Origin of the sequence: Archangium gephyra (genome assembly GCF_049060025.1) — a bacterium.
Lineage (GTDB): Bacteria > Myxococcota > Myxococcia > Myxococcales > Myxococcaceae > Archangium > Archangium gephyra_A.
In genome coordinates this window covers 5143147-5165403 of record NZ_JBMEQQ010000002.1, presented here as the reverse complement: position 1 = coordinate 5165403, position 22257 = coordinate 5143147, and the positions used below count along the sequence as shown (strand labels likewise).

Sequence of the window (22257 nt, the reverse complement as noted above, 5' to 3'; positions counted from 1 at the left end):
TATGGAAACGCTCGTGGAGCGCCCACCCTTAGCAAAGCGCCTCAAGCGTTTCCTCCGCTACCTGCTCGTCCGTGCGGCATTGGCCATCGTCAGCCGCCTTCCGCTCGGCTTCGCCCGGTGGTTGGGGGCGGGCTTCGGCCGGTTCGCCTTCGCCGTGGCGGGCGGGGAGCGCCGCAAGGCCTTGAAGTCATTGGCCCGCGCCTTCCCGGAGAAGTCCGACGCGGAGCGGCATGAATTGGCCCGCGCCTCCTTCCGTCACCTGGGCATGGCCGCATTCGAGGTGGGCGCCACCGCCGCCATGGACCGTCAGCTCGAGCGCCTGGTCCGCTGGGAGGCCGGGGATCGGGGCGTCCTGGAGGCCGCGCTCGCCCGGGGCCGGGGCGTCGTCTTCGTCTCCGGCCATGTGGGCAACTGGGAGCTGCTGGCCCGGCGGGTGGCGCGCGCGGGCTACCCCAGCCAGAGCATCGCCAAGGAGACCACGGACCCGCGGCTCACCACGCTCGTCGAGCGCTTCCGCGCCCAGGGCGGGGTACGCAGCATCTGGCGCGGCCAGGAGGGCTCGGCCCGGGCCATGCTGCGGGCCCTCAAGGCGGGGGAGATCCTCGGGCTGCTCATCGACCAGGACACGAAGGTGCAGTCCGTCTTCGTCCCCTTCTTCGGCGAGCTGGCGGCCACGCCCCGGGCGGCGGCGGACCTGGCGCTGCGCACGGGCGCGGCGGTGGTGGTGGGCTTCTGTCAGCGCGAGGGCGACAGCTACCACCTCTGGATGGAAGAGGTGCCCTGGCAGTCGAGCGGGGACCGCGAGGCCGATGCCGTGACGCTCACGGCTGCTCTCTCGCTGAGCATCGAGGCAGCCATCCGCCGGGCCCCCGAGCAATGGGTGTGGATGCACCAGCGTTGGAAGACCCGTCCCACCCCTGCCCGGTGATAGAGATACCCCTCGTGCGACGTCCCCTCCTCAGCCTCCTTGCCCTCCTGGCGGCCTGCGCTCCGAAGCAGGCGGCCGAAGACGCCGCGCCACCCGCCGTGGTGATGCATGGGGCGCGGCTGCGCTCGTATGACGGCAGCACGCTGACCATGACGGGCGAGGCCGAGCAGGCGACCTGGCAGCGCACGGGCGAGCTCACCGCCACCCGGGCCACCGTGCACGTGATGGGGAAGGACGCGAAGGGCGGACAGACCGAAGGGGACACCACGGTGCGCGCGCAGCGCATGGAGGGCAGCCCCGGCACCCGGCAGTTGGTGGCCTCGGGAGACGTGGAGGTGCGCACGGCCTCCGGGATGGTGGCGCGCACCCCTCGAGCCACTTATGACGGTACCCAACAGCTCGCGCGGGGCACGGAGGGCGTGGTGGTGACGGGACCCACGGGTCGGATGCGGGCGGACTCCTTCACCCTGTCCTTCCCCACGGGGCAGTACGACTTCGAGGGCTCGGTGCACACCACCCTCCAGGGAGGCGCGCGGTGATTGAGTTCCTGGCCACGGCCTTCTTCGCCACCCAGCCGGTGCAGCCCGCCGCGGCCGCCTCCGCCGTGGCCCCTCGCGCCCCCAGCGCGGTGGTGGCCTCCCCGAAGGGCGGCGAGACGGAGATCACCTCCAAGCGGATGACCATCCTGCGCGACCAGTCCACCCTCCGGTTCAAGGAGGACGTGCGGGCGAAGCGCGAGTCGATGGACCTGCGCTGCGACGAGCTCACCGCCCACTATGCCCAGTTCAACGGCAAGTACACGGCGACGCGCGGCGAGTGCGTGGGCAACGTGCGCGCGGTGGACGGCGAGCGCACCGCCCAGGGCGAGCGGGCCGACTTCGACGTGCCCAACCGCCTGCTGGTGGTGACGGGCAACCCCGAGGCGAGGGATTCCTCGGCCGACCTCAAGGGTTCCGAGCTGCGGCTGATGCTCGGCAGCCAGAACTTCGAGGTGAAGGACGCCACCGTCACCCTGCGCTCGGCGCCTCTCGAGGGCAAGGGGGCCGAGCAGAACATCCCGGTGGTCATCACCTCCAAGCGGGTGGCCGGCACGCGCGCCCAGGCCTCCTTCATGGGCGATGTGGTGGTGAAGCACCGGACCCTGGATCTGCGGTGCGACAAGCTGACGGCCTACTACAACGGCACGGGCGAGGTGACGCGGGCCGACTGCGCGGGCAACGTGCGCGCGGTGGACGGTGATCGCCGGGCCAAGGGGGAGCGGGCCCGCCTCAACGTGCCCAGCCGGATGCTGGTGGTGACGGGCAACCCGGAGGCGGAGGATCCGATGATCCACTTCCGGGGCACCCAGGTGCGCATGGCGCTCGGGGGCAAGAGCTTCGAGGGGGATGACGCCACCGTCGTCTTCAAGACGGCGCCCCTGAAGGAACAGCAGCAGCGCAAGGACAAGCCAGGGGGAACGAAGCAGCCATGACCAGCCATCTCCACGCCGAGGGTCTGCAGAAGAGCTTCCGGGGCCGCCGGGTGGTGCAGGGCGTGTCCTTCCATGTCTCGCAGGGCGAGGTGGTGGGGCTGCTCGGCCCCAACGGCGCCGGCAAGTCGACGAGCTTCAACATGGTGGTGGGCCTGGTGCGGCCCGACGCCGGACGGGTGCGCGTGGACAATGAGGACCTCACGGCCCTGCCCATGCACCGCCGGGCCCTGCGCGGCGTGGGCTACCTCCCCCAGGAGGCCTCCGTCTTCCGCAAGCTCACCGTCTTCGAGAACTTCCTGTCCGTGCTGGAGCTGCAGAAGGGCTTGGACAAGGCCGCTCGCGAGCGCCGCGCCCGTGAGCTGCTGGAGGAGTTCGGCCTGGGCCACGTGGCCCACTCCTTCGGCGAGACGCTCTCCGGGGGCGAGCGCCGCCGCGCGGAGATTGCCCGCTCGCTCATCCCCAACCCCCGCTTCATCCTCTTCGACGAGCCCTTCGCCGGCGTGGACCCCATCAACGTGGGCGACATCCAGCGGCAGATTTCCCACCTGAAGTCCCGCGGCCTGGGCGTCCTCATCACCGACCACAACGTCCAGGACACCCTGGGCATCTGTGACCGTGCCTACATCATCGCACAGGGTGAAATCCTGGAGGAGGGCACCCCGCAGCAGATTGCCTCCTCGGCCCGGGCGCGGGCGGTGTACCTCGGGGAGCGATTCCGCTTGCAGTCGGTTTGAGGGCCGAGAATCCGGCTTCACTCCCCCCTGCCAGGCCGGTCACCGCCCCTCGCCGACACGGTTCCGCACGTCCATTTCGCAACGTCTCCCTGTTGGACGGAGACAGTGCAAGTAGGCGGAATAAAAGAAGAATTTCACAAAATGCAAAGTGCGGGCCGGACTCTCGGACACTGGACGAAGTCAGGGGGCCTTGCTACTTTGGCACGGTCCTTGATGGCGGGCCGCCGTCGAGTCGATTGTTGAAACGGGCGGGAGATAGAAATGGCGATGGAACTCAAGCAGAGCCTGAAGCTTTCGCAGCAGCTGGTGATGACGCCCCAGCTGCAGCAGGCCATCAAGCTGCTGCAACTCTCTCGGATGGAGCTGCTGGAGCAGGTCCGCGAGGAGATGGACCAGAACCCCCTCCTGGAGCAGCCCGAAGAGACGCCTTTTGGCGATACCTCGGACAAGGAGCCGGGCGAGGCCTCCATGGAGGCGGCGAACACGGAGATGCCGGCGGGCATGGAAGCCCGGACGCCGGATGCGGCACCCGAGTTCAAGGCGGACGGGGATGGGCCTCCGGAGATCGACTGGGAGGCCTACCTCAACAGCTACCAGTTCAACGAGCCGACGACTGCCTCCAACAAGGGCAACGTGGCGACCGAGGACATGCCGTCCTTCGAAGCCAACCTGGTGGAGAAGGAGGACCTGGCGGACCACCTGCAGGAGCAGCTCGGGACGCTGCGGCTCAACGAGGCCGAGCGGCGTGTCGGGATGCTGATTCTGGGCAACCTGGACCATGACGGGTACCTGAAGCTGGAGGATGTGGAGGGAGATCCCCTCATCCGCCTGGCCAACGAGGCGGACGTGCCCATGTCGGTGGCCGAGCGCACGCTGCGGCGCATCCAGAACCTGGATCCGAAGGGCTGCGCCGCCCGTGACTTGCAGGAGTGCCTGCTCATCCAGGTGTCGGCGCTCAAGGACAAGTCCGCGGCGCTGCTGGGCCTCATCATCAAGCGGCACATGAAGTACCTGGAGAGCAAGAACCTTCCGGCCATCGCGAAGGACTTGAAGGTGCCGCTCGAGGACGTGGTGGAGGCATCCAAGCTGCTGCCGAAGCTGGACCCGAAGCCGGGCCGCAACTTCAGCGGGGATGACGCGCAGTACATCACCCCCGACGTGTTCGTCTACAAGATGGGCGAGGACGAGTACACGGTGGTGCTCAACGACGACGGCCTGTCGAAGCTGCGGATCTCCGGCATGTACCGCAGCGCGCTGAAGAGCGGCGGGGTGGGGCCCGGGCAGACGAAGGAGTTCATCCAGGAGAAGCTGCGCAGCGCGCAGTGGCTCATCCGCTCCATCCACCAGCGCCAGCGCACCATCTACAAGGTCACCGAGAGCATCGTGAAGTTCCAGAAGGACTTCCTGGACCAGGGCATCGCGCACCTCAAGCCGCTGATCCTCCGGGACGTGGCCGAGGACATCGGGATGCACGAGTCCACGGTGTCGCGCGTGACGACGAACAAGTACGTGCACACGCCGCAGGGCATCTTCGAGCTGAAGTACTTCTTCAACTCGTCCATTGCCCGCGTGTCCGGTGAGGACACGGCGAGCGAGGCCGTGAAGCACCACATCAAGCAACTGGTGTCGCAGGAAGATCCGCGCAATCCGTACTCGGACCAGAAGATCGTGGAGCTGCTCAAGGCGCAGGGGACGGAGATCGCCCGGCGCACGGTGGCCAAGTACCGCGAGGTGCTGGGCATCCTCCCGAGCAGCAAGCGCAAGCGCTACTTCTGAGCCCGGCTACCAGGGCGCCCCATTTCCGAATATCCCCTCTCCCTCCGGGAGAGGAGCCCCCCGTCGTTCAAAGGGGGGGCAAGCCCCCCGGGGTGAGGGTATGGGAGGCCCTGGGTTGAGCCCCTGTTCCGGGAAGCGGGCAGGGCGGTGGCGGCGAGATCCCCCGTGTTGTACGTGTCGCCCACCGATATGAGCGCGAACGATCCCCTCCTCTACCGTGAGCCCACGCCCCTCGCCGTTCCGCCAGTGACGCTGGAGGGCGAGACCGTCCGTCTGGCGCCGCTGGAGATGAGCCATGCGCCCGCGCTGGCCGCGGTGCTCGAGCCCGGCATCTTCGAGCACTTCAACGTGGTGCTGAGCACGCTCGGGGACGTGGAGGCGTACATCGCCGACACCCTGGCGGCCGCGGAGCGCGGGGTGGAGCGTCCCTTCGTCATCCTCGAGAAGGAGACGGGCACGCCCGTGGGCAGCACGCGCTACCTGGACATCCAGCGCAAGCACCGCACCCTGGAGATCGGCAGCACGTGGTTGGCCAGGCGCGTGTGGCGCTCGCGGGTGAACACCGAGTGCAAGTACCTGCTGCTGCGCCATGCCTTCGAGGACCTGAAGGTCATGCGGGTGCAGCTCAAGACGGACCGGCGCAACGCACGCTCGCGAGCGGCCATCGAGCGCATCGGCGGCCGCTTCGAGGGCATCCTCCGCCACCACATGCTGGTGCGCGGCGGCGTGGTCCGCGACACCGCCTTCTACGGCTTCATCGATAGCGAGTGGCCCGAGGCGAAGGCTCGCCTGGAGGCGATGCTGGCCGGGCGCTGAGCTCGAGCGCGTCCTCCAGCAGCCGTACCCGGACGGAGGGAAGGTAGAGGCTTTCCGCCCGCTCGCGGCCCGCGCGTCCCAGGGACTGCCTCGCCCCGGGGTCCGCCACCCAGCGCGCGAGCACCTCGGCGAGGGCATCCGCCCGCGGTTGCACCCGGGCTCCACAGCTCTCGTCGACGATCTCCCGCGCCCCGCCCATGTCCGTCGTCAGCACCGGCAGGCCCGCGTACATCGCCTCCACGAAGACGATGCCGAAGCCCTCGGGCACCACGTTGGGGTGGCAGAACACGTCCGCTCCGGTGAACAGCCGCGGGACGTCCGTGCGCTGCCCGAGGAAGCGCACCCGGTTCGTCAGCCCCCACTGCGCGGCCTGGGCGCGCAGGCGCTCCTCGTAGGCCCGCTCCTCCGGACGTTGCGCGCCTCCCACCACCAGGCACTCCCACGCCGCGTCACGCCCCAACCGCGCCAGGGCCTCCAGCAGCAGCGCGTGCCCCTTGCCCGGCTCCATCCGGCTCAACTGGAGGATGACCGTCGTGCCCTCGGCCACGCCCAGCTCCTGGCGCACGGCTCGGCGCACCTCGGGCTCCTTCGGGATGCGGTCCTCGACGGGACAGCCGGCGACGAGCGGCGGGGGCCGGGGCACCAGCGCGGACACGGACCCGGCCGTGAACTCCGAGTTGGTGAGGAGCGCATCCGGAGGGAACCGGGCCATCAGCCGGTCCAGCCGGTGATGGGGGTCCACCTGGTTGTGCACGAAGAGCGCCTGCCGGTAGCCGAGCAGCGCCGGGGCCGCGACGAGCTTCAGCCACGTGGAGTGGTACACCACCAGGTCCGGGCTCCACGCGCTCAGCAACCGGCGCAGCCGCAGTTGCGGCCCCACGAGCGTCCACGGACGCCCCAGCCGCGCCGGGCCGAGCACCTCCACCGACGCCCCCGCCTCCCGCAGCTCCCTGGCCAGCCGGCCCTCGAAGAACAGCGCGAAGCGGTGCTCCAGCCGCCGTGGCGACTTCGCCAGCGTCACGAGGAAGGTCTCCACGCCCCCGTACAGGTTTCCCGCCGCCAGATGGAGCACTCGGCCCGCCACGTTGCCTCCTCGATGCCGCGGCCTACCCCCTCCCCGAGGGCTCCGGCGCCACGCGGATCATCCGCTTGCCGATGTTGGCCCCGTGCAGCAGCCCCATCAAGGCCCGTGGCGCGTTCTCCAGCCCGTCGATGATGTCCTCGCGGACCTTCAGCCGTCCTTCGGCCACCCAGCCCGCCAGCGCCCGCTCGGCCTGCTTCCGGCGGTCATAGAAGTCCAGGACGATGAACCCTTCCATCCGCAGGCGGAGGATGGACAGCAGGCCCGGAACGCCGAGCAGCCTCGGGGGCGGTGTGTCGGTGTCGAGGATGGACACGACGCCGCAGCAGACGATGCGCCCGTGTTTCTTCATCCGGAACAGCGCCGCCTGGAACACCGCGCCGCCCACGTTGTCGAAGTAGACGTCCACGCCCTCGGGGCAGCAGGCCGCCAGCCGCTCGGAGAGGTCCTCGGATTGGTAGTCGATGGCCGCGTCGAAGCCGAGCTCCCCGATGAGCCAGCGGCACTTCTCCGGGCCTCCGGCGATGCCGATGACGCGGCACCCGTGGAGCTTCGCGATCTGCCCGGCGAACGAGCCCACCGCCCCCGCCGCCGCCGACACGAGCACGGTCTCCCCGGCACGCACCCGCCCGATCTCCAGCATGCCGAAGTACGCCGTCTTGCCCGTCACCCCGAGCACGCTCATCCAGTGCGACAACGGCTCACGCGGCTCCAACGGGTAGAGCGCGTCCCCCGGGAGCAAGGCGTAGTCCTGCCAGCCGCCCTCACACTCGACGAGGTCTCCTGGGCGGAAACGCGGGTCCCTCGAGGCCACCACCTCGTTGAGCGTGAACCCGGCCATCACCTCGCCGAGCCCGATGGGCGGACGGTAGGTGGGGTCGGGAAACATCCACGCCCGGTTGGCGGGATCCAATGAGAGATAGACGGTCCGCGTCAGCACCTCTCCGGGTCCGGGCTCGGGCACCGGTGTCTCGCGGTAGTCGAAGTCGGACTCGCGCAACCGGCCCTCGGGCCTGCGCGCCAGGAGGAACTGGCGGTTGAGGGTAGGCATGCAGTGGCTCTCCCTTGCGGTTCTGGGATGGAAGGCCCGGGGGACGGCGTGTGATGGGCATCCGAGACTGGGGCTCGCCCGGCTGCCCGGCTGGAGCGGGAGGATGCGTCGGGGAACGGGCCATTCCAGAGGGGGGTGGTAGGGTGCGCGCGATGGCTTCCGCTTCGTCTCTCCGTTTCGTCCTGGGCGCGCTCGCCGCGTGGGGGCTCCTCGCCGGTTGTGGCCGCACCGTGGCCCAGCCCGCCACCCTCGCGGACCTGAAGGACCGCACCCTCAAGTTCACCCTCACGGACGTGGACTCGCTGGAGCGAGACTCGTCCGTCGGCGCGCACCGCTTCACCCTCGTCTTCTCCGAGGGCCTCTCCTGCGCCCGGCTCGCCGACGGCGCCACCGCCACCCTCAACGGCCAGCCCATGAAGCTCGAGCCCGGCGGCGTGCCCGACACCGGGGTGGGCGGACGCGAGGTGTGCGAGCCCCCGCGCGCCACCTTCGACTTCGACCCCGAGCGCTGGGACGGCGAGCCCACCGAGGACCTCCGCGTCATCCTCCAGGACGACACCCATTCGGTGGTGCTCGTCCTGCGCGATGCCAAGGCCAAGCGGCGCTTCCTGCGCGCGGAGAGCGGCTCCCCGGGCATCCTGCGCCGCGGGCAGACCTACTCCTATGTGTGGCTGCCCGAGACGGATGTCCTCCAGGCGCCCGCGCAGGCCAGCCTCATCCACAAGAACAGCGGGGCCCTGGCCGTGCTCGAGGTGCGGCAGGAGGGCAACGCGGCCCGCTTCACCGTTCCCGCCGAGACCGTCGAGGGCCAGTACCTCCTGCGGCTGAGCGGCACCGCCGTCGCGCAGGTGCTCTCCTGCGAGGGCGTGGCCGGCTGCGAGGGGGGCCTCTTCCACTCGGGGGACACGGACGTGACCGTCAGCCCCTGAGCCCGCCCGCCTTCCTGGCAAGGGTTCCTCCTCCGGCGGTTGCCGGGGTCCGGCCTCCTCCCCACCGTGGGGAGGGTAGGCAACCCGAGAGGACCCCTCCATGGCTCAGAAGAATCCGCGCGAAGCAGGACCCAAGCCCCCCATGCCCGGCCAGGAGCAGGCGCATCCTGGACTCGAGGCCCAGATGACCCCCGAGCCGGACTACGGCCTCACGAGCTACAAGGGGCTCGGCCGGTTGAAGGACAGGGTGGTCCTCATCACCGGTGGGGACAGCGGCATCGGCCGCGCGGTGTGCCTGGCCTTCGCCCGCGAGGGCGCCGACGTGGCCTTCGCCTACCTCAACGAGGATCCGGACGCCGAAGTGACGCGCAAGGTGGTCGAGGACTCGGGCCACCAGGTGCTCTCGCTCAAGGGCGACATCACCGACGAGAGCGTCTGCCGCCGCATCATCGAGGACACGGTGAAGCGCTTCGGCCGCATCGACGTGCTCGTCAACAACGCGGCCTACCAGGGCAAGAAGGTGGAGAAGTTCGAGGAGCTCACGGCCGAGCGCGTCGAGCGCACCTTCCGCACCAACATCATCGCCATGTTCAACCTGGTGCGGTACGCGCTGCCGCACATGAAGGCGGGTGCCTCCATCATCAACACGGCGTCCATCCAGGCCTACCAGCCGTCGGCGGGCATCCTCGACTACGCGTGCACCAAGGGCGCCATCGTCACCTTCACCAAGGGCCTGGCGCAGGAGCTCATCGAGCGCGGCATCCGCGTCAACTGCGTGGCCCCGGGCCCGGTGTGGACGCCGCTGATTCCCCAGTCCTTCGACGCCGAGAAGGTGAAGAAGTTCGGCGAGCAGTCGCCCATGGGCCGGGCGGCGCAGCCGGTGGAGCTCGCGCCCTCGTTCGTGTTCCTGGCCTCGGACGAGTCGCGCTACGTGAACGGGGAGATCCTCGGCGTCACCGGCGGCCAGGTCCTCGCCTGAAGCCGCGGGGACAGGCGTGGGAGGCGGCGGCTTCGATTCCCGCCGCCTCCACTGGAAGTTACCCGCCGCCTTGAGTCGAACCCACTCTTAACGAGGAGGCGTGGATCATCTTGGGGGACCAAATCGGTTCTTGTCGAACCAAATTTGGACCAAATCCGTTGGCGTATAGGCAGGAGAGAGGGCGAGTTGAGGGGGAGGGCTGGAGCAGAGGGGCCGAGGAGGGCCGCTGACGGGTGCCGGCCGAGCTGTGAGCTGGGCCGGTGCAGAGGCCACGCAGCCTCCTTGGGCATGCCTGCCCAGGCCACCCTCCTATGAGGGGCGCGGCAGGGGCATCAGGTCTCTTGGCTGTGGCGGCGTAAGCCTCAACACCAAGCGGCCCTGGGGTGGCGCTCGCGCCGGGGTCAGGCTCGCACCTGCCGTGGGCAGTCCCAGGTGCTCCAAAATGGCGCGTACCCCACCGGGTGCCGTCGCGTACGCCAACACCCGCCGCCTGCCTCCACAGTTCATGCAGGCGAACACTTCCACCGCGAATGTCCTGCGCAGCAGCTCTGCCCAGTCCACTCGCGGCGTCCTCTCCCTCCTCGGTTCCTTCCTGGTCGCTGCCTCAAGCGCCACGCTCGCCTTCTCACCTGCTTGGGGGAACGAAGCGCGGCCAGGAAGGTGGTATGTCGCATGAAGGGTGTCAGACGATTCGTAGGCTGAGGAAGGGTGTCCAGGAAGGGTGTGGAGACGAGGTGCCGGAACGAATCCTTTGACACCTTCCCCGACACCTTCCCCGGAGCCATGTTGGGCGGGAGTAGCGCCTCCTGCTCGCGTAGGCGTCGAACCACACGAGCGGCCTCTGGAGCAGGCGCCACGGAAGCCCGTGGGAGCCTGGCGGTAGCGTGTGCCCTGGCGAGGTGTGGCTGGGGAGGAGCGCGGGTGGGGAGCCCCCGAGGAAGAGTCCCCGCTGTGCGCAACTGGAGGGCTTCTCCCTGCATGCCAACACCCACCTGCACGCCAACGACAGGGCGGGGCTGTAGAGGCTGTGCCGGTACGGGGCCCGTAAGCTCCAGGTCGCCGAGGGGTAGGGCGGGGCGGCCGAAAAACTCACGAGGGGCGGCGGGGTGCCGTATCCTCGTGGGTGCCCATGCTGACGTCCCTGAAAGTCACCGGATTCCGCAACCTCTCCTCGCTGTCGATGGAGGGGTTGACGCGCGTCAACCTGCTGGTGGGGGAGAACAACGCGGGCAAGACGTCGGTGCTGGAGGCCATCGAGATTCTATTGCTCGCTCGGAGCGAGCCCTGGGTGCTCGCGAACGGCCCTCTGCGCAGGGGTGAAAGCGTTCCTCTTCAGCTAGGCGAGGACCAAATCCCGGGGCGCCTCGATCTTGAGAATCTCTTCCATGGGAGCGATACATCGCCGGAAAGCAGGTTTGAGATTCTAGGCGAGAGTTCCGACGGTCCTCGCGTCGTTTCATGTTCCATCAAGCCCGCCGAACTGGATCGCGGGCAACGTGAGCCCCACCGCATCCGATTGGGCCAGCCTCTGGGGTGGTCTGTCACTTCACCGAGCATCGAGGGGGAAATCGATCGCGGTCTTCAAACCTTCCGTCTTCCTCTCAATCTTTCGGTGGACAAACTGGGCAGAGCACCGACGCAGCTCGTCGAGGCGTCACCGCGGTCGGGCGCCGAGGGTTCTTCCGAACCGCCCGCCTTGTTTGTTGGAACGGGTGCTCCTGCCGCGGCCTCCATTGGCGCGATGTGGGATGGAGTCGTGTTGACCCCAGAAGAAATGAAAGTGGTTGAAGCGCTTCGACTCATTCAGCCAGACATTGAGCGCCTTGCCTGGGTTCATACCCCTTTGGGTCGTGGAACGAGTGGCATGCTCGTGAAGCTGCACGACTCGGATCGGCGTTTTCCTCTGGGCAGTATGGGAGAGGGGATCAAGCGTCTCCTCGTGCTAGCGATGAATCTCGTCAAATCGGCGGGGGGCTATCTTCTGGTGGATGAGATCGACACAGGCCTCCACTACTCGGTCATGGTGAAGATGTGGAAGCTCGTGGTCGAGACCGCCCGGCGATTGGACATCCAGATCTTCGCCACCAGTCACAGCCTCGACTGCATCCAAGCCCTCGCAGGGCTCTATGAGAACGAGCCCGATGTGCGGGACGAGATCTCGCTCCATCGCATCGAGAAGGGCGCGGAAGCGAGCATCCGCTACTCCGCCGATGAGATCCTCGCCGCCGCCCGTCGTCAGGTGGAGGTGCGGTAATGCCGCCCCCGAAGAACAGTCCCTACCGGTTGCTGGTCGAGGGACCCGACGACATGCACGCCATCCTGGGTCTGATGAAGCGGCATGACTACGACTGGGACGATCCCAAGCTCATCCGGCCCCTTGTCGAGTACGCAGGTGGGATCAGCCAGTTGCTCGATGCGACCAACCTGTCTACCGGCGCCAAGAGCCACGCACGCATGGGCCTGGTTCTCGACGCGGACCTCGAAGCGGCCCAACGATGGCAGCAGGTCCGGGACTGCTTCTCGAATCTGGGCATCAAGCTGCCTGAATCTCCGGCTCCGGATGGGACCGTGGTCGACGTCCCGCACACTCCAGGGATCAAGGTCTCCAAGCTGGGAATCTGGCTGATGCCCGACAATCAGCAACCGGGCATTCTTGAGCACTTCCTGGGGAGGCTGGTCCCAGCGAACGATCCCTGTTGGGCCTATGCCGAGGAAGTCACGGCGAAGGCTCGGGTTCTTGGCGGATCGCTCGCGGAGAAGGACCACGCCAAGGGCCGCATCCACACTTGGCTGGCGTGGCAGTCGGACCCCGGACTTCCCTTCGGCACCGCGCTCACGGCTCGTCTTCTCGGCCGCGACTCGCCCGAAGCGTTGGCGTTCGTGGCGTGGTTCCGGCGTCTCTTCTCGTGATGAACGCTCCCGCGTGCATTCCCCGGAGAAGGTGTCAAACGACTTGAGCCGGAGAAGGTGTCAAACGACTTGAGCGGCACGTCCCAGCAGCCGGGAGCGCAGGGGACGGGAGAGCGCCAAGCCCACCTCGTTCTCGACGGGGACTCGCCGTACGAGGTGCCTGACACCTTCCCGGCTAGCCGCCAACGGCGGCTCCCTCTACGTGGGCTTCGACAACGCGGTGGACGGAGTCGTCATCTACCGCTCGGCGGTGGAGGTGCCCGCGAGCCGCTCGGACTTCACGGGCCAGGGCGGGTGTCTGGCGTCCACGGCGGGTTGCGCGGGCCTGGGGGGCAACGGCTTCGGCCAGCCGTCGGTGCACACGCGGCTCGGCGAGGCTGCCACCGTGACCGATGGGGAGCTCGGCTTCCTCTATGTCCCGGTGAGCGGAGGCCCAGGGACGCCGGTGCGCGTCTACCGCCAGCGGGACTGAGGAGCGCGGGGAGAGGCGGCGGCTTCGATTCCCGCCGCCCCCATGCAGAACCTCATTCCACCCGAGACACTCCCGCCCGATTCCGGGTGGGGGGCCGGCGTTCACCGCGCTTGATTCAGGTGGGCTCCACTCAGGGTGGCGCCGTCGCGGGGAGTCCACCTCCCTGGAAGGAGCGCGCCTCTTGCGGATGTCGTCCCATCGCCTTGCCCCCTCGCCCGTGGCCTTCATGGCCACGGTGCTCATCCTGCTCTCGGGAGCGGCTCGTAGCGAAGTCGTCCTCAGCCAGGGCTTCCAGAGCTCCACCTCGGTGGCGCACTACGAGAACCTCACGAGTCCCACCCTGGGCCAGTTCAATGACATCGGCCAGGAGGTGAACAGCGGGACCTGGTCCATCACCCAGGGGCGGCTGCAGATCTCCCGCACGGGGGCCAGCCTTCCGGACATGGTGCCGGCCACGGTGAAGCTCAATCCCTTCGGTCCGCTGTTCGGTCCCAATGGCGTGCCGGCGCACTCCCGGACCACGGACTTCCAGGACTTCTTCTCGAGCACCCAGGTCGCCACGCTGTCCGTCAGGGACATCAACAACATCGGCTTCTTCATCGAAGGGCTGGAGCCGCAGTTCGAGCGGTTCAATGCGGCGCAGAGCCCGAACGCCCCCGACACCGAGAACGACTACGCGCACCACTTCCAGGCGGCACCGGGCTCGTTCAGGTCCGCGCTCAGTGGCGAGATTCCCTCGGGCTCCAGCCTCATCCCGGAGCACATCGTCCTGCGGGCCCAGGCGCTCTCCTGCGCTGGCTGCCACCAGCTCAACAACAACGCCAACCTGGGTGAGGGGCTCACCTGGCCTCCCTCGAACGTCTTCGTCCATGTCTCGGAGCTGGCGCAGGACCTGGAGAGCGGCCCGGACGGCCCGCGCTTCAACACCTCTCCCGCGCTCGAGGGCGTCTTCCTGTCACACCGGAAGAAGGTGCTGGAGGACTTCCTGAATGGGACCCCTCGCACACCCAGGCCACGTTCTCCGCCACCGCCGCCTCGCCGGACTCCGGGGCCCAGAGGAAGAAGCCTGGCAAGCAGCGTGTGCCGACGCTGGGCGGTAGCACCACGCACGGAGTGGCCCTCGTTCAGCCCGCACTGGACGCGGTAGCGGCCCGGGTTGGGGTTGTGCCGTGCAGGTCCGGGTGGCACGGTGCCGGGAACCGCTGCTCAGGAGGGGAGCCCGTGCCCACCATCGTCAGTTCCCACATCGACACCGAGCGCCTCACGCTGCGCTGCCCGCGACTCGAGGACTTCGAGGAGTCCCTCGCGATGTGGGGAGATCCCCAGGTCGTCCGCTACATCACCGGCAAGCCGGCCACCCCCGAGGACATGTGGGCCCGGCTGCTGCGCTACGTGGGCCACTGGCAGTTGATGGGGTTCGGGTTCTGGGTGGTGCGTGAGAAGAGCACGGGCCGCTTCGTGGGCGAGGTGGGCCTCGCGGACTTCCGGCGGGACATCGAGCCCTCGCTCGGGGGGTCCAAGGAGGCGGGATGGGTGCTGTCTCCGTGGGCCCAGGGAAAGGGTTACGCCACGGAGGCCGTGCGCGCCGCGCTGCGGTGGACGGGGGACCGGTTCGGTCCGGAGCGCGTGGTGTGCATCATCGATCCGGCGAACGAGGCCTCGCTCAAGGTCGCGCACAAATGCGGGTTCCGCGAGTTCGCACGCGGCACCTACAAGGGCGGGCCGAGCGTGATGTTCGAGCGGCTCCCCGGCGCATGAGACGGACGGGAGGCCGGTGGAGCGGGCCGGCGCCGGGGTTCCGTCAGGATGCAGCGGACTCCTCGATGGGCTGATAGGGCAGCTCCAGCGTGAACGTGGCGCCCCGCCCGGGCCCCTCACTGTGGACCGTCAGCGAGCCCCCAGCTCCTGGGCCGCCACGGCACTGGAGTGCAGGCCGAAGCCGTGCCCCTCCTTCCGGGTGGTGAAGCCGTACTGGAAGATGCGCGTGAGCAGCTCCTGGGAGATGCCCATGCCATTGTCCTGGACCTCGATGCGGACGCGGCCGGGCTCGGGGAGGTCCAGCTTCACGGTCAGGAGGCGCTGCTCCGCCGGCGTCCCATCCATGGCGTATTTGGCGTTGCTGATGAGATTGACCGGAATCATCAGCACCTTGTGCTTGTCTGTCATGAAGGGAGGCAGGAAGCGCAGCTGCCGGACCTCCTTCACCTGGTGGCGGGTGAGCGCGGCCGCGTTGATGCGCAGCGCGTCGTCCACCAGCGACGACAGCAGGACGGGCTCGCTCATCCGGGGTGTGCGGGCATGGTTCTGCTGCACCTTGACGATATCGCCGATGTGCTCCGTGTACCGGCCCACATCCTCCAGCAGGGTGCAGATCTCCTCGCGCTCCTTCAGCAGGTTCTGTCCCAGCTTGTTCAGAAAGGGCAGGAGGTTGCGCCCCCGCTCGTCATGGGCGAGGAAGTGCTGGAGGTCCGTCTGGCGCTCCTCGAGCAGGGAAGCCACCTTGCTCACGTGCTCCAACCGCAGCTCGCCCACCCTGCTCCGCGCAAGCTGCGAGGAGGTGTAGACGCTGTTGAGCACATTGCCCACGTTGTGCAGCACGTTGGTGGCGATCTCCGCCATGCCCGCCTGCCGCGCCGTCTGCACGAGCTGCCCGTGGACCGTCTTCAGCTCCCGGGTGCGCTCCTCGACGCGGTGCTCCAGTCCCTCGTTGGCCTGGCGCAACTGCGCCTCCCGCTGCTGGACCTTGTCGGCCATGAGCCGGAAGGCCCCCGCGAGCTGCCCCAGCTCGTCCTCGCGTGAGGCGTCCAGCGCCACCTGGAAATCACCGGACGCCACCCGGTGGGTGGCCTGGGTGAGCACCCGCAGCGGTTGGGCGATGTGCTTCTGGAGCACCCAGTACATGATGACCAGCTCCAGCAGCAGGGACGCCAGGCCGAACAGCAGCACATAGCGCGCCGACCTCCAGGCGGAGGCGGTCACCACGCTCTCGGGCAGCACCGTGACGAAGTTCCAGTCCGGCCCCTGCAGCCGGGCCACGGCGATGTACTCGCCATACTCGGGCAGCTCCAGGACCTCTTCGCCGGGCTGGCGGTTCTTCACCTTCTCGAAGAGGCTGCGCAGGTGGGCCCGCTCTTCTTCGGAAGAAAGCCGGGGGGGAACCCCGCCGGGCCGCGGATGGGTGCCGAGGATGTCGTAGCCCATGGTGGCGTCCCGCATGTCCAGCGCGGGATGAGCGATGAGCTGGCCGTCATCCCGCACGAGCAGGTTGTAGGTGCCGGGCAAGTGGTCGTTGATGGAGCGGGCCATCAGCTCATCCAGCAGGATGTCATGGGAGAACGACGCGACATGGCGGCCCTCCATGTCCAGCGGGGTGCTCGCCGTGACCAGCCAGTTCTGGGTGGGAGGGTACAGGTCGTTGCCGCTCCAGGCCGTTTGCCGCTGTGGGTTCTTCCCGGGCGTGGTGATGGTGAACAACTCGTACTCGAGTGTCGGGTCATCCGTCGGGAGATCCAGGGCCCATCTGGGCCTCGCGGGCCAGTACGTGAGGACCGGTCCCTCCACCAGGGTGACGTAGGTATCCGTGAAGCGGGCGGAGAAGGCGGGCCCGTACTGCGTGATGACCTCGTGGGCGGCCAGGATGCGGCGGCGCAGCTCCGTATCGAGCTTCACGCCGGGGGGACGAAGAGGCCCACCATCCTCGTTCCGTCGAAGCCCTCGGCGCGGGAGCGGATGGTGCCATCCGGCCACCAGGTGAACAGGCTCTCGAAGAGCGGCTCCGGGTCCCGCTGGCTCCAGGCCCGGATGCGCTCCTCCAGGGCCTTCTTGAGGAGCGCATGGTTGTCCTGCGCCAGCATGAAGATGGCCTGCTCCCGCTGACTGCGCTCCGCCACATGCCGCGCGAGCTGCTGGATGGCTTCCTCGCGCAGCGTGTGGAACATGTGCACGTAGCTGACGAGCGTGGTCAGGGCGATGAGGATGCCAATGCGCACGCCCATCTGGATGAGGGTCGAGCGAGCCAGGGAGGTAGGGGCGCGGCGAGTGGGAGCTGGCATTTGGGAATGGCTCAACCCCGGCCCGCGCGGGATGTTACCCTCCGTCCCTCGGGTTCAGGGTTCGTTCAGCGTCTGTCTGGCTTGAATGGAGCGAGCGCCAGGGAGCCCGCATGGCATGCCGTCCAGAGGCCTGCCCGGCGCCCCCGCCCTTTCCGCACGGGGGCGGCCGGGGTTCAGACGCCCCCCTTCAGCGTGGGCCGCGCGTCAGTGCCGCGGCTGGCACTTGCGGCAGGCGTTGCCATCAATGGTGCGCGACTCATACGTGCACTCGTTCGCGGCCTTCACGCCCACGCGTACCTTGGAGATGTAGTCCTTGAACTGCACACACACCCGAACCATCTTGTCGGGCCCTGGCAGCTCGAAGCGGTAGTCCGCGTCGAGGCCCTGGCACGGCCCGCCCACCGACTTGAGGCGGTCCGTGACGTCCTCCACGCCTCGGGACTCCGTCCTCACCGTGACGCGGAAGTCCTCGATGGGGCAGTTGCCGAAGTCCAGGAAGACGTGGGTGATGTTCTTGTCGCGCTCGATGTCGATACAGCGCCTCACTCCGCACTGGTTGTGATCATCGTCTTCGAGGCCGTCGGCGGCTTCGAGATACCTCGCCGCCGCGCTGGGGACCGAGGCTCGCGAGGGCTCCGGCTCCACGCCGCCGCAACCGATGCTCCCCACCGCGCCCACCATGACCGCCGCCACCATGCCTGCTCTCCAAAGCTTCATCGGAGACCTCGCTTTCGGTGCCCGAAGGCGTCCCGGGGTTGCGTGCATCGCTTCCCGGCTGGTGCTTTGAGCAACGCCTGTGCCGCTCGCGGGGCTGTCGGGTTCCGCGTCCTTTCCCTGGCTGGCGAGACAGGGGCCATGGGACGGCGAGGCAGGGTCAGTGGTGATTCACGAAGGCCGCGGGAAACGTGCGGGGACTCGCGTGGTGCTCATGTCGCCACTCAGGTCAGGAGAGGACTCCCCGGAGGAGCCGCACGAGCGCTGGGAGCGCGCGCACCCTGTCCCCGGTCTCTTACTGCTCTACGGAAATTTTCTCCTGTAAGTCTTACCGACTGGAGGGCAGGTGCTGACCGCCCCTGGAAGGTAAGCGCTTGAAATCACAGGCCATTGTCCCTGGAGCGCGGCTGGCACGCGAGATGCTCTATGCCTTCAGCAAGAAGTCAGCGGGGCAGGGCGGGTGGGGTGGTCGGGTCGGGCGGGGCAGGACGGGGTCGGGCGGGCTGGGAAGAGTACGACGAGCAGGACGGGCGGGGCGGTCGGGGCGGCGGGCAGGTCGGGGCAGGACGGGGTCGGGTCGGTCGGGTTGAGCAGGGCAGGACGGGGTCGGGGACGGGCAGGACGGGGTTGGGGACGGTCGGGGGGCGGCGGGTCGGTGGGGGGGGGGTTGGACGGGGGTCGGGAAGAGTTTGACGGGCAGGGCGTTGTGGGGCGGCGGGTCGGTCGGGGTTGTGCGGTGTGACGGGTAGGGACGCTTCGGGGGAAGCACAGCAGTCTTCGGGGGCAGTACGGGGAAGTGGGTCGGGGAGGCGCTACGGGGGTGGCGCCTCCCCGATTTTTTTTCGGGCGCGCACGCCACACCGGCTCGGTTTTCCGTGGTGGAAAACCATCGGCGCCCTCTGTCTCGGGCGTCCGCCTCCCCGTGCGCCCGGTGAATCGCGAGGCAAGGCGCTTGCAGTCGCGCCGCCCCGATTCCCTCATCCCTCACCCGGAGGCAGATCATGAGACACAAGCTGTTCGGTCTCGGCGGGCTGGTCGTGGCGCTGGCCATGCTCTCAGCCTGTGGAGCGTCCCGCGGCAACTTCGATGATGTTTCGGATGGTTCTTCTGGAGGGGCTCCCACCCTTCCCGGTGTGCCCTATACGGGTGGCGACATGGGAGAAGGGGCTCCTCCGGAGGGCGGCAGCGGCTCCCCGGCTCCGGGCCAGGGCGGCCCTGCTCCGGCCCCCGGACAGCTCACCGCCGGAGACTGGGACGACAACCTCAACTTCTCCTTCTTCCAGAAGTACCTCACCGAGGCGCCCCAGGGCATGCCCGCCCACCCCAGCACCGATCGCGTGGTCATCACCGTGCGCGATGAGGAGGGCCGCCCCGTCCCCAATGCCCGCGTCACCGTGGGAGATGCCGCGGGCAAGCGGCTCGAGGCGCCCACGGCCGCCGACGGCCGGCTGATCTTCCTTCCCACCCATGACGGCGCGCCGGGCAACGGCGCCTTCTCGGTGACGGTGACGCCTCCGCCCGGCCAGGGGGGCGCGCCCTTCACCACCTCCGCCGAGGGCACCGCGTGGAATCTCACCCTGCCGGGCGCTCACGGCGTCCTGCCCACCGAGCTGGACGTGGCCTTCGTGGTGGACGCCACCGGCAGCATGGGCGACGAGATCGACTACCTGAAGGCGGAGATCCAGGGCATCGTCGACTCGGTGCGCAACACCTACCCGGGCGTCTCGGCGCGGTTCGCGCTGGTGATGTACCGCGATGATGGTGACGCGTACGTCGTGCTGCCCTTCGACTTCACCTCGGACGTGAGCCTCTTCCGGAAGCGGCTGTCGGAGCAGTCGGCGTATGGCGGCGGCGACTACCCCGAGGCCATGGAGCGCGGGCTCGGCGCCATCCACCAGCTCTCGTGGCGCACGGGCAACACCGCGCGCCTCACCTTCCTGGTGGCCGACGCGCCCACGCACACGCAGCACTACCAGGCCTTCCTGCGCGAGGCCAACCGCGCCCGCCTGTCCGGCATCAAGGTGTACCCGGTCGCCGCCAGCGGCGTGGCCGACGAGGCCGAGTACCTCATGCGCATCGCCGCGCAGCTCACCCTGGGCCGCTACATCTTCCTCACGAATGACTCGGGCATCGGCGGCGACCACGCGGAGCCGCACATCCCCTGCTATCAGGTGCAGCTCCTCAAGCACCTGCTCGTGCGCGCCATCGGTTCCGAGCTGACCGGACGGCGGCTGCCCGCCTCGGGCACGGAGATCCTGCGCACCGTGGGCAACCCCGCGCAGGATGGCTCCTGCACGCGCGAGGATGGGTCGGTGACGTACCTCTGAGGGGCTCTCCCCTCGGCGTGGGACCGCGCCTCCCCGCTACGGCTGGGGAGGTGGCGGCGCGCCCCGCGAGAGCGCGAAGTAGGAGGAGGGACCCCGCTCATGGGCCTCCTGGAGCAGGCGCGGGACGTCCTCGCGCCGCGCCAGCTCCTTCTTGATGCCGTACACGTGCGCGTACCCCCGGAGGTAGCGCACGAGGTAGATGTCGTACGCCTCGCGCATCTGGCTGAGGTACTCGGTGGCCACCAGCGGCGCCAGCTTCACATGGTCGACGGAGAAGCTCGTCATAGGAGCTTCCGGAGGCGGTCAGCAGCGGGCGGTACCGCGGCAGCACCAGCTCGCGCAGGGGCTCGGTGACGGCGACGACGTCCTGCCCCGGGCCGCTCCGCACCCCGGACACATCCAGGGTCCAGTCGTGGTGGAACATGACGAGGTCCGGGTTCAGCTCCCGGAGTGAGGCCGCGGTGGGAGGCTTCCGGGCGGTCTCTCGCGTGTTGAGGCCCACCAGGTCCACCACCCGCGCCTCGGTCCAGAAGGGCATGCGCCCGGCCTCCGTCAGCGCCACCACGGTGCCCCGGTCCAGCCGTCTGCCCAGCTCGAAGGAGAAGCGATCCATGTAGGGATCGGACGGCGCGCGCACGAGGGTGTCCCGGAGCAGCCACGCCTGGGGCAGACAGGCACAGACGAGCGCCACCAGGAAGGCCAGCCGCGAGGGCCCGCCATCCGGAGCCGACGTGGGCCTGGCGAGCAGCAGTTGAAGGACGAGCAGCAGCGCGAGCAGGGCGGGGGCCTGGAAGCGCATGGCGATGTTCTGGCTGGGCACCCCGAGGCTCAGCAGGGCGATGTGCAGGGCGAAGGGTGCGAGCCCGAGCAGGAAGGGCGTCACCTCGGCCAGCCTGTCACGGGAGAGGAAGAGGAGGGCGGCGGCGAGGAAGACGAGCAGCGGGGCGGCGAGCTGGCTCAGCCAGGCGAGGTTCTCCCCCAGGCCGGGCAGGGGCGAGGGGGCGTGGGACTTCACGTAGAGGGGCAGGGGCAGCAGCTCCCCGAAGTAGGTGGCGCGCCAGACGAAGTAGACGGCTCCCCCGAGCGCGCAGGCGCCCATGACGCGCACGAAGCGTCCGCGCTGTCCCTGCGGGGCCCTCACGAGCGCGAGCAGCGTCATGCCCACTCCGATGACGACGCCATCGGGCCGCACCAGCGCGAGCAACAGCCCGGCGACGGGGACGAGCAACCGCACGCGCTCGGAGCGGGCCGTGAACAGCCGGTAGGTGAGGAGCGCCACCCCTCCATAGAACATGCTGCTGAAGCCGACGTAGGCCGCCGTGGCCGCCGTCGTCACCAGCAGCACGCCGGGGGTCAGCAGCAGGTGCCAGTGACGCCGCGGCTCGAGCTCGCGCAGGGGCACGGCGCTGAGCAGGAGCCCCGCGCAGAGCGCTGTCCCGAGCGCATTGACGGCGACGGCCGCCACCGCCACGTCCAACCCCAGCGCGTGGAGCGCGGCCAGGGTCACCATCCACAGGAAGTCCGTGGCGCCCTCCGCGGGGGGGCCGCCCGGGTTGAAGGCGATGCCGTGCCCCTCCGCCAGGTTCCGTGCGTACCGGAAGAGGATGTAGGCGTCCTCATGCGGGAAGCGGTGCTGGAGGTAGAGCAGGCCGAGGGCGAGGGAGGCGAGCCCGGCGCTGATGACGATCAGCGCTGGCAGGAGCACCTGGCGTGGGAGGGCAGGAGAAGCCATGGCACCTGGAGGGGAGCCGACAGGGAGACCCAGCGCGAATGCTGCCGCGGGGGTCCTCACGGGTAAAGCGGCCGTCACGCCCCCACGGCCGCTCCTGTCACCCCTTGGACGGATGCCGCGCGGGAAGAAAGAGGGTGCCAATCATCCCGGCTGCCCCGGTCCTGGGGTCGATGTGCCGCGAAACCACTCCAGGAGGAACACGATGAGCCGTTGGATTCCGCTTCACCTGCTCTGGGCGCTGGCCCTGTGCCTGCTCGCGCCCTCTGCCCGGGCCTCCACCGTGAT

General features: G+C 68.9%; 20 protein-coding genes. 14 read left to right on the top strand and 6 right to left on the bottom strand.

Features of this window, described 5'->3' with window-relative positions:
* Positions 1-13: 13 nt before the first annotated feature.
* The 6 genes from ACN28I_RS22420 to ACN28I_RS22395 all read left to right on the top strand — a co-directional run bounded on the left by ACN28I_RS22420 (position 14) and on the right by ACN28I_RS22395 (position 5725).
* On the top strand, positions 14-928 hold the full coding sequence (locus ACN28I_RS22420) for a lysophospholipid acyltransferase family protein (RefSeq protein WP_420943993.1): 915 nt from the start codon (positions 14-16) through the stop codon (positions 926-928).
* Between the two features lie 14 nt (positions 929-942).
* A complete protein-coding gene (lptC, locus tag ACN28I_RS22415) occupies positions 943-1467 on the top strand; it encodes an LPS export ABC transporter periplasmic protein LptC (protein WP_420943992.1) in 525 nt (174 codons plus the stop codon).
* Positions 1464-2399 carry an LptA/OstA family protein gene (locus ACN28I_RS22410; RefSeq protein WP_420943991.1) on the top strand — a complete coding sequence of 312 codons (936 nt, stop codon included), beginning with the start codon at positions 1464-1466 and terminating at the stop codon, positions 2397-2399. Before lptC ends, ACN28I_RS22410 begins: the two co-directional genes overlap by 4 nt.
* Positions 2396-3133 carry an LPS export ABC transporter ATP-binding protein gene (gene lptB / locus ACN28I_RS22405; RefSeq protein ID WP_420943990.1) on the top strand — a complete coding sequence of 246 codons (738 nt, stop codon included), beginning with the start codon at positions 2396-2398 and terminating at the stop codon, positions 3131-3133. Before ACN28I_RS22410 ends, lptB begins: the two co-directional genes overlap by 4 nt.
* 261 nt (positions 3134-3394) lie before the next feature.
* Positions 3395-4909, top strand: coding sequence for an RNA polymerase factor sigma-54 (gene rpoN, locus ACN28I_RS22400; protein ID WP_420943989.1), 1515 nt, complete (start codon positions 3395-3397; stop codon positions 4907-4909).
* Between the two features lie 189 nt (positions 4910-5098).
* Positions 5099-5725 (top strand): GNAT family N-acetyltransferase, encoded by a 627-nt coding sequence (locus ACN28I_RS22395; RefSeq protein ID WP_420943988.1) that lies wholly within the window; start codon positions 5099-5101, stop codon positions 5723-5725.
* On the opposite strand, the gene ACN28I_RS22390 is transcribed toward ACN28I_RS22395, so the two are convergent.
* Together ACN28I_RS22390 and ACN28I_RS22385 are read right to left on the bottom strand one after the other, a co-directional pair.
* Entirely contained in the window at positions 5664-6809 is a 1146-nt protein-coding gene (locus ACN28I_RS22390; protein ID WP_420943987.1) for a glycosyltransferase, read from the bottom strand. The two genes, ACN28I_RS22395 and ACN28I_RS22390, sit on opposite strands and share 62 nt — an antisense overlap.
* 22 nt (positions 6810-6831) lie before the next feature.
* On the bottom strand, positions 6832-7857 hold the full coding sequence (locus ACN28I_RS22385; RefSeq protein WP_420943986.1) for an NADP-dependent oxidoreductase: 1026 nt from the start codon (positions 7855-7857) through the stop codon (positions 6832-6834).
* A gap of 152 nt (positions 7858-8009) precedes the next feature.
* Here ACN28I_RS22385 and ACN28I_RS22380 point away from each other — a divergent pair, with 152 nt between their 5' ends.
* The 7 genes from ACN28I_RS22380 to ACN28I_RS22350 all read left to right on the top strand — a co-directional run bounded on the left by ACN28I_RS22380 (position 8010) and on the right by ACN28I_RS22350 (position 14905).
* Positions 8010-8786: a hypothetical protein gene (locus tag ACN28I_RS22380; protein ID WP_420943985.1), complete on the top strand. Its 777-nt coding sequence runs from the start codon at positions 8010-8012 to the stop codon at positions 8784-8786.
* A 100-nt stretch (positions 8787-8886) separates the two neighbouring features.
* Complete coding sequence (locus ACN28I_RS22375; RefSeq protein ID WP_420943984.1) at positions 8887-9765, top strand: SDR family oxidoreductase; 879 nt, start codon at positions 8887-8889, stop codon at positions 9763-9765.
* A 1129-nt stretch (positions 9766-10894) separates the two neighbouring features.
* Positions 10895-12019, top strand: a complete 1125-nt coding sequence (locus tag ACN28I_RS22370; RefSeq protein WP_420943983.1) for an AAA family ATPase — start codon at positions 10895-10897, stop codon at positions 12017-12019.
* Positions 12019-12675 (top strand): DUF3226 domain-containing protein, encoded by a 657-nt coding sequence (locus tag ACN28I_RS22365; protein WP_420943982.1) that lies wholly within the window; start codon positions 12019-12021, stop codon positions 12673-12675. The genes ACN28I_RS22370 and ACN28I_RS22365 overlap by 1 nt, the downstream gene beginning before the upstream one ends.
* Before the next feature lie 202 nt (positions 12676-12877).
* Positions 12878-13147, top strand: coding sequence for a hypothetical protein (locus ACN28I_RS22360; protein ID WP_420943981.1), 270 nt, complete (start codon positions 12878-12880; stop codon positions 13145-13147).
* A gap of 187 nt (positions 13148-13334) precedes the next feature.
* A complete protein-coding gene (locus ACN28I_RS22355; protein WP_420943980.1) occupies positions 13335-14294 on the top strand; it encodes a hypothetical protein in 960 nt (319 codons plus the stop codon).
* Positions 14295-14368: 74 nt separating this feature from the next.
* Complete coding sequence (locus tag ACN28I_RS22350) at positions 14369-14905, top strand: GNAT family N-acetyltransferase (RefSeq protein WP_420943979.1); 537 nt, start codon at positions 14369-14371, stop codon at positions 14903-14905.
* 129 nt (positions 14906-15034) lie between these two features.
* Here the strand turns inward: ACN28I_RS22350 and ACN28I_RS22345 are convergent, their stop codons facing one another.
* The 3 genes from ACN28I_RS22345 to ACN28I_RS22335 form a co-directional block, all read right to left on the bottom strand.
* A complete protein-coding gene (locus ACN28I_RS22345) occupies positions 15035-16816 on the bottom strand; it encodes a HAMP domain-containing protein (RefSeq protein WP_420943978.1) in 1782 nt (593 codons plus the stop codon).
* Positions 16813-17199, bottom strand: coding sequence for a hypothetical protein (locus ACN28I_RS22340; RefSeq protein WP_420943977.1), 387 nt, complete (start codon positions 17197-17199; stop codon positions 16813-16815). The genes ACN28I_RS22345 and ACN28I_RS22340 overlap by 4 nt, the downstream gene beginning before the upstream one ends.
* Before the next feature lie 204 nt (positions 17200-17403).
* Positions 17404-17895: a hypothetical protein gene (locus tag ACN28I_RS22335; RefSeq protein WP_420943976.1), complete on the bottom strand. Its 492-nt coding sequence runs from the start codon at positions 17893-17895 to the stop codon at positions 17404-17406.
* Between the two features lie 1019 nt (positions 17896-18914).
* On the opposite strand from ACN28I_RS22335, the gene ACN28I_RS22330 reads away from it, so the two are divergent.
* Complete coding sequence (locus ACN28I_RS22330; RefSeq protein WP_420943975.1) at positions 18915-20240, top strand: vWA domain-containing protein; 1326 nt, start codon at positions 18915-18917, stop codon at positions 20238-20240.
* 97 nt (positions 20241-20337) lie between these two features.
* Here ACN28I_RS22330 and ACN28I_RS22325 read toward each other — a convergent pair whose 3' ends face one another.
* The gene (locus tag ACN28I_RS22325) at positions 20338-21972 is read right to left on the bottom strand and encodes a hypothetical protein (RefSeq protein WP_420943974.1); all 1635 of its coding nucleotides are present in this window, start codon (positions 21970-21972) and stop codon (positions 20338-20340) included.
* Positions 21973-22257: the final 285 nt, after the last annotated feature.